Below are 13,500 nucleotides of genomic sequence, written 5' to 3'. Positions count from 1 at the left end.
CCTTGCTGTTCTTTCATTTTCTGCAAAAATTACCGAACATTTTTTTACAGCATCAATAATATATGAGGGAATTGTTTCCACCGCAGCCTCATCTAACACCGAGGGCACTAAATAAATTGTACTTGTCATTATAAAAAGTTGAAAAGTTTAAGTGTTGAAGATTGCAGAACCTCTTTGCAGTTGCTTAAAAGATTATTTTTCACCATGCACCAACGATAATTCATTTCCTTTTTCACCATACAAACTAATGGTGGCAGCTATTACAGCGTAGCTGGGTGCCAGTATCCAGCCTAATATGGGCAGTAAGTGCATCATATAAAAAACCATTCCATTACCTATAGCCAAACCTTTGTGCCTGCCAATAAAAGCAATACTCTGTGAGGTAGATAACTTATTTCTTTCGCAACTGTAATCCAGCATTGAGAATCCCAGGTAATAACATTCTACCAGTAATGCAATTAAAGGTGTTATCCATCCGACTACTGGTATAAAAGCTAAAATAAAAATTGAAATGGCATATACCGTTTGCCACAGCATATTTCTTAATGCAATTTTTATTCCCCTTGCAATATCTTTTAATAATTGTATAAAGCTAAAAGGGAAATCTTTGCCTTCCATTATAGCTTCGGTTTTTTCGCTCAAATAAGCAAATAACGGCGAACCAATAATTAAAAATAAATATTTAAATAAAGAAAAATAAAACATCAGTAATACTAAATACAAAATAATTTGTGCAAAAATTATCAGCCAGCTTAACCAGCTGTTTTGCATTTTTTGAAGCCAAAGTGTAATGCCGGTTTTTACCATTACAAAATCAATAGCATAATTGCTTGATTTAAGAAACAACCAAATGCCAACGCAAAAAAGCAGGGCATATATCAGGCCGGGGATAAAAATCCACTTCCACAACCGGTGCTTAATAATAAACCGGTGGGTTTGAAAATACGCCTGTATTGCTGTAATAATTTCTTTAAGCATTGTAATGGTTGAAGCCGGTAGTTTACTTATTTTAGCTTTAAAGTTAAAGATATAATGAAGAAATTACCTGTTGAATTTTATGACCGTAAAGATGTAGTGCAAATTGCCCGTGATTTATTGGGCAAAATAATAGTTACAAAATTTGATGGCGTACTCACTTCGGGTAAAATTACAGAAACCGAAGCATATATTGGGCTTACCGATAAAGCGTCGCATTCCTTCGGGGGCAAACGAACATTGCGAAACGAACATATGTATGCCGCACCGGGCATTGCGTATGTTTATATTTGTTACGGCATGCATCATTTGTTTAATGTAGTAACTAATAAAAAAAATATTCCTGATGCAGTTTTAATAAGAGCTGTTGAACCTTTACAGGGCATTGAAACTATGCTGCAGCGAACTGGTAAAATAAAATTAGATAATACTTTAACCAAAGGGCCAGGTAATGTTGGCAGGGCATTGGGTATTTCAAAAAACCATTCCGGGTTAAGTTTACTGGGCAATAAAATTTTTATTTGTGATGATGATGTTTGGTATGATGAAAGTGAAATAGGATCTAGTAAACGTATTGGAGTAGAAAGTGCAGGGGCCGCTGCATTATATCAATACCGGTTTTATGTAAAAGAAAATAAATTTGTAAGCGGCTATCCAAATAAATAAAGTTAGCCTGCCCATTCCTTTTTAAGCATTGAAAAAATATACAGGTCAATAAAAGTATTGTTTACTAATTCCGCCTCCCTTAAAATACCTTCCTTTTTAAATCCAAGCTTTTCGGGTATTGCCTTGCTTTTATTATTTCCGGTGCCGCACTTAATTTCAATTCTGTTTATATTAAGTGTATCGTATGCATAGTTTATTATTGCTTTGCAGCATTTTGAAATGATGCCTTTGCCGGTATAATTTTCATCAAGCCAGTAACCAATGGAGGCAATTTTATTTTGATGATCTATATTATGAAGACCAATTCTGCCAGCAACAATTTTATTAAAAATTATTACGTATCCAAGATCGCTGCCTTGGTCATGCTGCAGCTTACATTTTGCAATGTAGTTTTTAAAATCGCCGATGGTTTGGATGTTATCAACCCAGGGCAGCCATTCCTTTAAATAATTTCTGTTAGCTTCTATTAAATTTAACACAGGCAACGCATGTGTGTTATCTATTAATTCCAACAAAATATTATCGTCAACTTTTATTGTCATGATAAGTTGAAATTAAATTTTTTTAACTGAAAATTTTATAAGCGTAAAAAACTCCCGTTTGTTTTAAGAACGGGAGTTGCAAATTATTGATAATTATTATTGTTTATCTTATCAGTACCTCACCGGTTTTTATTTTATTACCCGCTGCATCACTCAGTATTACATAATAAATACCTGAGCTATTTCTTCTTAAATCAATAGCTAAGAGTTGGTAAGCCTGGGTAACCGGAAACTCTTTACTATAAACCTTTTCGCCTTTACTGCTGTAAATGGTTACAATTTGTTTGGTACTTGTTCCGCCAGCATTGTAATATACAACTGAAAATTTACCATCATTAGGGCTTGGGTAAATAAACAATTTACTGTTAGCAGAATCTGCAATAGTAATTACCTGCGATGAATCAACACAGCCATTAGCATCGGTAACCCTTACTTTATAACTCCCGAGGCTGGTAATATTTACAGGCAAAGTGCTGCTGGTATTACTTATTAAAGCATTGTTTTTAAACCATGCGTAAGTAATAGGGTTTGCAGCACTGGTAGCAGTGGCAGTAAGTGTGGTAACTAAACCGGGGAAAAGGTTTTTATAAGGCCCCACGTTTAGTGATATTGTTGGCAATGGATTAATAATTACGGTTACACTACCTGCCATTTGTTGTGTACAACCCGTTGTAACATTTGTGGCCAGTACAGTGTATATGCCTGCAGTTGTTTTGTTGCCGAAATTCAGCGCAACTCCAGTGCCAACCTTAGGTGTATCGTTATTAATTCCATTTAATTGTAATTGATATCTTATGCCACTTGTAGAATTACTTAATCCAACAGCGACACCGCCACTGCCTGCACAGTATGCTCCGCCGCCAGATACTGTTAATTGAGTTGGGGCAGCGTTTATATTTAAAGTGCCGGCTGCCGAGTTAGCAGCACCACAAGGAGCTGTACCCGAAATAACACAACGGTAAAGATTTCCATTTAGGCTAAAGGGTACACCGGTTAATGTTAAAGTAGTTGTAGTTGTACCGGAGTAAATACTGGTATTGGCAACATTAGTGTAAGAAATGCCGCCATTAGTACTTACCTGCCACTGATAGGTTGGCGTAGTACCTGCGGCAGTAATACTAAAACTTGCATTACCGTTTTCGCACAAAATTGTATTTGCAGGATTAGCGCTAACACTTACTGGCGTATATACACTTAAAGTTGCTATACTGGTAGTTGCAGCCGGGGCACATGTGCCGCCAATTACACAACGGTATTTATAATTGTTCATCGCAACTGCAGTACCGGTAATATTTAATGCAGCTGTGGTAACATTTGAATATACGCCACCATTTACAAGGTTGTTAAAAGTAACGCCACCATCTGTACTTTCCTGCCATTGATAAGTTAATGCGGTACCAGTTGCAGCAGTGCTGAAAGAAGCATTTTGTGTTGCACAAATTATACTCGTTACTGCAGGCTGTGTTGTAATTACAGGAGCGGTATTAACAGTAAGCGATGCACTGTTAGAGTTTATTGGAGGACAACTGCCCGAAACAACACAGCGGTACAAATTATTATTTGCGGTTGCCGGTACGCCTGTTAAAGTTAATGTGGCTGTGGTTGTACCTGAATAAATACCTGTATTGGTAACATTGCCATAAGTGGCTCCACCATTAGTACTTTCCTGCCACTGGTAGGTAACCGTACCGGATACATTTACAGTAAAAGAAGTATTTCCTCCTGCACATAATGCAGTGTTGGATGGTTGAGAATTAATAATTAAAGTGCTGCCAACTGTAAGCGTAGCCGCAGTTGATGTTACAGCAGGTGTACATGTACCTGTAACAACAGAGCGGTACTGATAGCCATTTTGAAGAAGCGTTGCAACAAATGTGTAGGAGGCTGATGTTGCAGCAGGCACATTATTAAATGTGGCACCGCCATCGGTACTTTCCTGCCATTGATAAGTTAAACCACCTCCGGATGCTGCAACAGTAAACGTTACATTGTTAGCTGCACATACACCATTGCTAACAGGCTGTGTGGTTATTGTTGGGGTTGCATTTACTGTAAGAGTACCTGCATTTGAATTTATAGGCGTGCAGGCACTGCCAATTATGCAACGGTATAAATTACCGTTTAAAGTAACTGAAGCTGAAGTAATAGCAAGATTGTTTGAAGTAACACCCGAATAAGGCGCAGTATTAGTTAAGTTAGTATAAGTAACACCGCCATTTGTACTAACCTGCCATTGATAAGTTAATGAAGCGCCTGTGGCAGCTACAGCAAAAGAAGTATTGGTATTGGCACAAATAGCACTGTTTGCTGGTTGACTGCTTATAGAGGTGGCAGCATTAACTGTAAGCATTGCATTTGTTGATGTAGTGCTTAAAGGTGCACAATCGCCGGTTGCAATACAATGGTATTGATAGTTGTTCATTGTTGCAGTTACACCTGTTAATGTTAATGTAGTTGTGGTTGCACCACTGTATATACCGCCATTAGTAATATTTGTAAAAGTTGCGCCACCATTAATGCTTTCCTGCCATTGAAATCCGGTGCCAGAACCAGTGATAGAAAAAGTTGCATTATTTGAAACACATGCACTTGTATTGGTTGGTTGAGTGGTTATTGATGACGCTGTGCAATTTGATGGAAGATTGGCTGTCCATATGCCACGGCCATGCGTAGATGCTGCAATAAGGCGATCAGAAGTCCTGTACCTCAGCATTTCTGTTTTTACTGTTGGAAATGTTGTTTCAGGTACCCAAACAGTACTTGCACCATTAAGGGCATCTGTTGACCAAACTCCTGTTTCTGTTGAAATGTATGCCTTCGCATTATTATCCGGATTAAATAGCGAACAGTAAACAGGCATGTCTGGTAAATTTCCATCGCAAGCCGTCCAGGAAGTTCCTCCGTTGGTAGATGACCACACATTGGTAAGGCCAGCGCCAGTACTTGTAACTGTTGCAATTAGGTTTTGATTGCTGGTTCCTATTACAATGCTGTTAACATAACCCGTCATACCCGCTGGTGTAATATTTACTTCAGTTGGGGTAGCATCAGCATTATCCATTTGAATAACACGACCGGCAGCAGTACCAAAGTAAACCCTGTTAGCAGTGTATGGCGAAACTGTTACAGAAGCAATTTTTGCTCCGGCAAAATTTGTAACTGTAACGGGTGTTAAAGTAAATCCTGATTGAGGATTTTCCCATCTTACATACTGATCAGCATTATACCCTGCATAAACTTTATTACCTGCATCATCATAATCAAAAGGATTTATAAATTGCCCGCTGCTGCTGGAGTTACCATTACCACTCCAGGTTGCCCCACCGTCTGCACTTCTTCTGAAATTGCTATACACATATGCGCCTACCTGGAACTGTGGCTGGTCTTGGTCTATATCAACATAAGCGCCATCACCACCTGTTACTTCTACAGAACTGGTTAAGCCTGCGCCATTAAATTGATGCGTTCCATTATCCTGGGCACCAGCTAAAAAATAATTAGTTAATGTTGGGTGAATAGCAACTGAATAAAATTGTTTAAGCCTGAGGCCACTATTTTTATCAGAAAAATTTGTTCCTTTATTAGTTGAATAAAATACACCACCATCACATCCTACTAAAAATTTATTGCCATTATCGTACCATGTAAAGTTATGCTGGTCGGCATGTACATACTGGCCGGTCGTGCCTACCCATTCGCTGATCTTGCTAAAAGTAGCACCACCATCTGTAGATCTTATTAGATTTAGGCTGCCCACTATTACATTATTAGCATCGGAAGGATCAACTCCTAAACCAATTGCATACCACCCCTGTCCGCCATTGGTATTTGATCCGTTTAAGTCAAGAATATTTGTCGACGTAAGTGTTGTCGTTGTCCAGTTACTACCACCATCAACAGATTTGGCAATTGCATTTATAAAAGAACTTGAAGCATTATTATTGGGATTTGCCAACGCAGCATATACCGTATTGCCTGCACAGGCTAATTCTGTTCTTGCACCAGATGTTCCTGAAGGAAAAGTAAATAAAGTTGTTGCAGAACTCCATGTAGCTGTGGTTACAGTTGCCGGACTATTTGTAAACCGGTAACCGCCTACGCCTGCTGCAGAAAATAATCCTGCACTAACATGCATGGTGCCGGTACTGCTGATTTCAAAATCGACAACTCTGGAAGTAGTGGTAAATGGATTAATGCTTGTCCATGTAGCTCCCTGATCTGTTGATCTTTGTAAACCCACAGCTACAGAAATACCAATAGTACTCACATATACATTTCCAGCAGCGTCACATAAAATTTTAGAGCATCTTGTTAAAGTAGATGTGCTGGGAAGCAATGTCCATGTAACACCATGATCAATACTTTTAAAAACACCATTACCAAAAACTGCATCCCCATTAAAAAAAGCTTCTCCTGTACAGAAATACATGGTGTTTGTATTGGTAGGATCCTGGCAAATACCTGAAACAGAGAGGTTGCTTAAAAAATCATTTACTACTGTCCATGTAGGTGTTGTTGCTGTTATGTCTGTAGTTTTCCAAATACCGCCATCAACACCCCCTACCCAAACTGTTTTGCCAGTTGCATCTGCCAAGTCAACCCATACAGCTCTTATACGGCCGGAAGTTACTCCATTACCAGGCCTTGTGTTACCGTTTGATGGCCCAACTACGTCAGTGAAAGAACCTCTTTCCGTCCAGGTTAAAGCAGTAGCAGCATTTGGGGTTGCTGTGTGCTGGTCTTTTAATTGTTGAGTTTGCAATACTGCCTGCCACATTTTATCTCTGTCCACTTTTCCTGTAAAAGGATTTTTTGTACGGTTATATTCAAACTCTGCGGCTTTATCAGGTCCGTCGTACATATCATTTTCTTCCGTTTCATTTTCTTCACGTTCAGTTTTTTGTCCGCAAGAGTTTAATAAAGAAAATAAGGTAATAAATAAAATTGGTAATAGAAGGGTGTAAATTTTTTTCATAAAAGCATTTTAGTTGGTTTAGTATAAATTTGAGGCGGATATTTTAAGTAAACATACCGGCTGTAAAAAAGTTTGGTATAAAATTTTAAAGCTGTTAAAAGTAAAGACTTACAAATTCTAAAGCAATACTCAATTTTAGGTAGGCTTATTTTGTTACAGGTTAGTAGTGTAATTTAATAAGGGTACTTTTTATAAATTAAAAGTACAAAAAAACTCCCGCATTTTAGCGGGAGTAAGAAATTATTTAGTACCTATCTTATAAGTACCTCGCCTGTTTTAATTTTATTACCATTAGCCTCTCTTAAAACAATATAATATACACCGGAGCTATTGCGGCGTAAATCTATCTTATGTAATTGATAAGCCTGAGATACGGTGTATTCTTTATTACTTATGCTGCGTCCATAGCTATCGTAAACTACTATACTTTGTTTTGTTTTGTTGGTTAAAGAAGCACCTTCGGTGTAATACGAAACTGTAAATAACCCATCGCTTGGGCTGGGGAAAATAAACAGCCTGGTGCTTGGGGCTGCAGTAATTTCTTTTAATTCTGATGCACAACTACCCGTTGCGCTGGTTACAATAACCTGGTATTTTCCTAACTCATTTACTGTAGCAATTAATGAGTTGCCTGTGGCTAAAGGTAATAATGTACCTTCTAAATTCCAGGCAAAACTTAAACCGGGTGCAGGCGTTACATTTACTGTTAATGTAGTTTGCTGCCCGGCTGATAAAGAAGTTAAAGGAGCAATACTTATTACTGGCTGCGGAGTAACATTAAGCACAGCACTATTTGAGTTTACAAATCCGCAAGGTGCAGTACCGGTTAAAACATTTCTGTACCTGTAACTGTTCATACTGGCAGTAATACCGGCTAAGCTAAGCGTATTTGTAGTTGTACCAAGATAAATACCTCCATTAGTTACATTGGTCCATGTAGTACCGCCATTAGTACTTTCCTGCCATTGATAAGTGGGTGAAGTACCGGTTACAGCTGTTGTAAAGCTGGTTGAACCTGTTGCACAAATATTTGTATTTGCAGCTGGCTGTGCGGTGATACTAATTGGTGTGTTAACAACAAGTGCGGCATTTGTGGTAGTTGCAGCAGGCGCACATGTTCCATCAACTACACTGCGGTACTGGTAACCACTCATGGCAGCAGTAGCTGCTGTAATTACTAGAGAACCTGTTGTAGCTCCGCTGTAAACTCCACCATTAGTAACATTACTCCACGGGCCGCCAGCACCTGCTGTACTTAATTGCCATTGGTAATTTAATGCAGTTCCATTAGCAGTTGCAGTGTAAGTTATATTTGAGCCTGCGCAAAGTGTAGTGGATGCTGCTGGTTGTGCAGTTATTGCAGGTGCAGTGTTTACCGTTAATACAGCATTGGCAGAATTTACAGCAGCACATGAGGTGGCTCCACTAATAATACAACGGTATTGATAATTATTCATACCTGCTGTAATACCGGTTAAATTTACAGCAGCTGTGGTTGCACCAGAGTAAATACCTCCGTTAGTAATATTTGTAAAAGAATTGCCACCATTGGTACTTTCCTGCCATTGATAAGTTGGTGCGGTACCAGTTACCGCTACTGTAAATGTTGCAGCAGCACCTGCACATAAAGTTGAATTGGCAGGTGGAGATGTTACTGCTAAAGGGGTATTAACTGTAAGCAAAGTACAGTTAGTAGTTGCAGTGCCGGGGCAAGCACCATTTATTAAACACCTGAAACTGCTATTATTTAAACCCGTAGTGACGCCTGTAATGGTTAATGTAGCAGATGTTACACCTGAATAAGGAGTGCCGTTAGCAAGATTACTAAAAGTTGAACAACCGTTAGTACTAACCTGCCACTGATAAGTTAATGTTGTACCTGTTGCCGCTACTGTAAAAGATGTATTTTGACTGGCACAAATTGTACTTGCAGCAGGCTGTGTGGTTATAGCAGGTGGTGTGTTTACTGTTAATATTGCTGCAGCGGACGTGGTGGTATTACATTGCCCGATGACAATACAACGGTATTGATAATTATTTTGTGATGCAAGTGTGCTTACAATAGAATAATTAGTAGTGGTTGCGCCGGTAATATTACTAAAGTTAGTGCCTCCATCAGTACTCACCTGCCATTGATATGCAGTGGCGGTTGCGGAAGTAATTGAAAAAGATGCAGGCGAACCGGCACAAGTTAGTTGTGCTGCAGGTTGCAAAGTAATTGATGGGCCAGTACCAGGATTAACAGTATAAGTTAATATTTTGGTTTGAGTAATTGCACCCGAAACACCTGTTACTACAATATTGTAACTGCCTGCAGAAAGTGTATTGGTATTGTTAAGCGTAACATCTGTGCTGTTGCCGGGAGTTAGAGGGTTAACACTAAAGCTAACGGTAGTACCTGCCGGATTTCCGGTTGCGGAAAGATTTATTGGAACAACATAACCTCCGTTTGAAATGGTACCTAATGTTATTGTTGCAGAAGTTGCACTGCCACAGGCAACCGAGGCCGGCGCTGAACCTGAAAAATCAAAACCGGTAACCGGTGCCGTTATAGTAAAATTAACATTGGAAATATCAAAGAAAATATTGCCAATTGCTTCTACTTTAATTCTTCCAGCTGAGGTAGCGCCACTCGGTATTGCCAGCGCTTCATTGCCATCATTAGCTGTACTTGCAGCCAATACTGTTGGATAAGTAGCGCCTCCGTCTGTTGATAAAGAAATTTTTACGTTGGTAACGCCAACAGGAGCAATTTGTGTACCTGCAGTATTCCAGGTAATAGATTGTGTACTTCCTCCCGGCCAGCTTTCTCCACCATTGGGAGCAGATAATGTAAATGGAGTAGTGCCCACAACACTTACCTGAAACACACTTGTACCCTGGCATCCTGAACCACTTGAAACAACACCTCCGCCAGCAGCACGGTTATCTCTTACCGTTAGCCTGAATTTCATAGTTCTTGCCACCGGCGATAAAGTTTCTCCCTTTAAACCACCCATGGCTGATGGCGGATTGGTTGGAAAACCGGCTAATATTACAGCCATATCAGGGAAGGTCCTGCTTCCTGTAGTTTTTGGAACCCGTGATTTGAATAAAGGAACAGTATTATTAACCGGCGCAGTAGCACCTGCATTCCAGGTTGCTGTTCCGCTAAAATCCCATTGCTCCCAGCAATAAGTAAGTGGATCGCCATTAGCATCCGAGGCTGAACCTGTTAGAGTAAAAGGTGTACCCGGCGGAATGCTTAAGCCATTATTAGGTAAAGGATCTATTACAGGCAAAGTATTTCCAGTAGGTGTAGATGTACCGCAAGTACTGCCACCACCAGTTGTAACAAAATTGCTTATCTCATCAAAACTAATAGGATGAAAATATGGATCGCTGTTTGGTTGAATATTTTCGGCACCGCAAATGCCGGCATAAGCCTGTATGGTGGTTCCGCTTCCTACTTCGTATTTGGTTGATGTTGGAGAAGAGCCACAACCAGCCATGGAGTGATTACCGCCAAATTGATGCCCCATTTCATGCGCTACATAATCAATATCGTAAGGATCTCCGGTTGGGTTAGGGCTTCCTGTAATACCTCTTGCTTTACTGCCACCACAAGGTGAATTAAGTTGTGCTAATCCACCACCACCGGTACTAAATGTGTGGCCAATATCGTAATTGGTAAAACCTATATTAGCATCAATTACTGTCTGGCTTTCGTTAATCAATACGTTGGCATTATTGTTTCCGTTAAACGGATCTGTTGAGGCATTTAAATATTCTATTACATTATTATTGGCCACTAATATCATCCTTATAGATACTTCAGTTTCATAAACACCCACAACCCTGTTTACTGATGTTACAATTGCTGCATGTAAAATTGTAGCGTTAGTGCCTGCATTTATACCCGGTGCCTGAGCATACTCTCCCGTACAGGCTACAGCTAACCGGTAGGTTCTTAAATCTGTTCCTAAACATTGTGCTGTTACGCCATTTATTGGTGGCGGTGCAACTGTATTATCTGGTACTTCGCAAAAAATGGTACCTGTTTTTGTAAAATCTTTACGGTAATAACTTATATAATCATTAACCATTCCTCTTGCATATGGGTCAATATAATAAGAGCCGTTGATGGTTAACACCTGCGCATGAAATCCGTAAGGAGAATAATCTAAACGAATAGTGGCATAAGGGTCATCAATACCCTGACCAGTAAAGGTTTTAATATCCGGAAACTTTGCTGCTAAGGCCGGTTCCTGGATACTGCTTTCCCAAATATGAAATTTAGCAATGCGGCCATTCGGTGCAGGTAGTTCCAATACCGGTGTTTGTTTGCGGTTAGTAATATTTCTTTCACTTGGTAATGACCATAAAAATTTTTTAAGTTGCTGGTTGTTTAAGCTTACAGCCCTGAACTTTTGAGGAATAATTACTCTTTTTGAATTACCGGTTTGTATAGCACTTTCATTAATATCCGTAAAAAAAAGATTTTGTGCATTTACGGTAAAAGCTAATGATAATATAAACAGTAGTGCAATAACTACTTTGTAGATTTTTTTCATAAACAGTTTTAGTTAGTGTTGATTATAAAAATAGGGGATTTCCTGATTTTGAGGAAATAATGTTTAACCAACTTTAAACTGAAAAACTATCTGAAAATATTGTCAACCAGCTATTAAAATTTAGGACATGGGATGCCTTTGTTTTCGGCAGGTTGTTTAATGTAGATCAGAGAAATTTCTGAACCACCACGGGTATTGGTGGCAGCTTTTAAACTGGAGATATTTAAATCGTAACTGGCGCCAATTCTAAGGCCGCCAAATTCTAAACCAACATAAGGAACAATGGCATCATTAAAACGTATCCAGCTGCCGAGGTAAACACTGGTAGGGTTTTCTTCATCCTGGTTTAAATTGGCAGCAATAGCAGCACCCAATGTAGTTTCGCTGGCTTTGTTTTGTATTTGATGAATCACTGATGCATGAACAGTTAGCTGATCCGATACAGGAAAAGAGCCACCACCATGCACAGTAATGCGACCGCTTAAATACCAGTTTTTATCTTTAAAACTAACTTTAGGCCGGTTAATATGATACATGGAAACACCTAAATAATAATTGTTGATACCATTGCTTGAACCGGAATATAACATACCGGCATTTACATCAAAATAACCCTGGTTATTGCCATTGGTTAATATATCAGTTGTAGTGCCTGTAAAACCGTTTTGTGTAAGCATATCTTCAAAATTTAGTTTGGTAACATCCAAACTTAAATTAGAATAAGTACCCTGAAAACCTGCACCAATTGTGCTGTAACCATTTTCATCTAAAGACTTATGATAAGACATAGATGCAGAACCATAATTTAATTTTAAAATATTATTGGCACTGGCATCTGATAAGCCAGAAAGGCCTACACCAAAAACATCTCCTTCTGCAATCCTGTTTTGTAAAATAGGAAAATCTATTGAAGCACTTGATGTTACATACGCCTTAGGGATAGAAGGCCACTGATCTCTGTGGTTAGCGGCCAAACGCCATAAACCATTAAACTTGCCGGTAAAGGCAGGGTTTAAAGTTAATGGTGAAGAAAAGAATTGCGAAAAATGCGGATCCTGTGCATTAGCAATTACTGAAAATAAAAGGGCAGCGGTAAAAAGGATTGATTTTCTCATTTTCATAAACTATTCAGAAAACTAAAGATAAGGAATTACAGCAAAAAGCTGCATCAAAAAATAAGGAAAGTTGAAGGTTGATTGTTGAACGTTGTGCAACCTGCTCACTTCTAACCTTAAACTTTTAACTATCAACTTTCAACTATGGACCTTTAACCCTGCAACTTTGCGCCAAAAGCCAAATCCCCGGCATCTCCTAAACCTGGTACAATGTAACCTTTGGCAGTTATCTCATCATCAATATCGCCACACCAAATGGTAGCTTTAGGCACTTCTCGTTTTACATATTCAATACCCACAGTGCAGGCAATAGCACAAACAATATGCAGCTCTTTAATTGTACCTTCTTCTTTTAAATATTGTATAGATTTTACCAGTGAAGATCCTGTTGCAATCATAGGGTCGCTGATAATTACCACCCGGCCTTCAATTTCGGGGCAGCTCATATATTCCAGACTTATATCAAAACTGCCATCAGGATTGTGTTTACGGTAAGCGCTAATGAAAGCATTATCTGCCTTGTCAAAATAATTTAATAAACCATTATGCATAGCAAGGCCGGCACGTAAAATAGTGGCCAGCACAGGCTGTTGTTTTAAAACCATACTGGTAGAAATGCCCAGCGGTGTGGTAATTTCTTTTTCTTCCCACTCCATTTTTTTGCTTATTTCATA

General features: G+C 39.1%; 7 protein-coding genes. 1 reads left to right on the top strand and 6 read right to left on the bottom strand.

The window, feature by feature from the left end:
- Positions 1-192 precede the first annotated feature (192 nt).
- Entirely contained in the window at positions 193-978 is a 786-nt protein-coding gene (locus tag ACY65O_RS16050) for an EI24 domain-containing protein (RefSeq protein WP_462221875.1), read from the bottom strand.
- A 54-nt stretch (positions 979-1,032) separates the two neighbouring features.
- Here ACY65O_RS16050 and ACY65O_RS16045 point away from each other — a divergent pair, with 54 nt between their 5' ends.
- Entirely contained in the window at positions 1,033-1,641 is a 609-nt protein-coding gene (locus ACY65O_RS16045) for a DNA-3-methyladenine glycosylase (RefSeq protein ID WP_462221874.1), read from the top strand.
- 2 nt (positions 1,642-1,643) lie between these two features.
- Here the strand turns inward: ACY65O_RS16045 and ACY65O_RS16040 are convergent, their stop codons facing one another.
- The 5 genes from ACY65O_RS16040 to upp form a co-directional block, all read right to left on the bottom strand.
- Positions 1,644-2,183 (bottom strand): GNAT family N-acetyltransferase, encoded by a 540-nt coding sequence (locus ACY65O_RS16040; RefSeq protein WP_462221873.1) that lies wholly within the window; start codon positions 2,181-2,183, stop codon positions 1,644-1,646.
- 103 nt (positions 2,184-2,286) lie between these two features.
- Entirely contained in the window at positions 2,287-7,158 is a 4,872-nt protein-coding gene (locus ACY65O_RS16035) for a T9SS type A sorting domain-containing protein (protein ID WP_462221872.1), read from the bottom strand.
- A gap of 251 nt (positions 7,159-7,409) precedes the next feature.
- Positions 7,410-11,711, bottom strand: coding sequence for a reprolysin-like metallopeptidase (locus ACY65O_RS16030; RefSeq protein WP_462221871.1), 4,302 nt, complete (start codon positions 11,709-11,711; stop codon positions 7,410-7,412).
- Between the two features lie 113 nt (positions 11,712-11,824).
- Entirely contained in the window at positions 11,825-12,826 is a 1,002-nt protein-coding gene (locus tag ACY65O_RS16025) for a PorP/SprF family type IX secretion system membrane protein (protein ID WP_462221870.1), read from the bottom strand.
- 152 nt (positions 12,827-12,978) lie between these two features.
- The coding region (upp, locus tag ACY65O_RS16020) for a uracil phosphoribosyltransferase (RefSeq protein ID WP_462221869.1) at positions 12,979-13,500 on the bottom strand (522 nt) is incomplete at its 5' end.

The sequence above is a fragment of the Ferruginibacter sp. genome (genome assembly GCF_031430955.1).
Classification (GTDB): domain Bacteria; phylum Bacteroidota; class Bacteroidia; order Chitinophagales; family Chitinophagaceae; genus Ferruginibacter.
This window is presented reverse-complemented; position numbering and strand designations above follow the sequence as displayed.

Coding starts and splice junctions, on each gene's coding strand:
- ACY65O_RS16050 (WP_462221875.1), bottom strand. CDS start 978: ATGCTTAAAGAAATTATTACAGCAATACAGGCGTATTTTCAAACCCAC.
- ACY65O_RS16045 (WP_462221874.1), top strand. CDS start 1,033: ATGAAGAAATTACCTGTTGAATTTTATGACCGTAAAGATGTAGTGCAA.
- ACY65O_RS16040 (WP_462221873.1), bottom strand. CDS start 2,183: ATGACAATAAAAGTTGACGATAATATTTTGTTGGAATTAATAGATAAC.
- ACY65O_RS16035 (WP_462221872.1), bottom strand. CDS start 7,158: ATGAAAAAAATTTACACCCTTCTATTACCAATTTTATTTATTACCTTA.
- ACY65O_RS16030 (WP_462221871.1), bottom strand. CDS start 11,711: ATGAAAAAAATCTACAAAGTAGTTATTGCACTACTGTTTATATTATCA.
- ACY65O_RS16025 (WP_462221870.1), bottom strand. CDS start 12,826: ATGAGAAAATCAATCCTTTTTACCGCTGCCCTTTTATTTTCAGTAATT.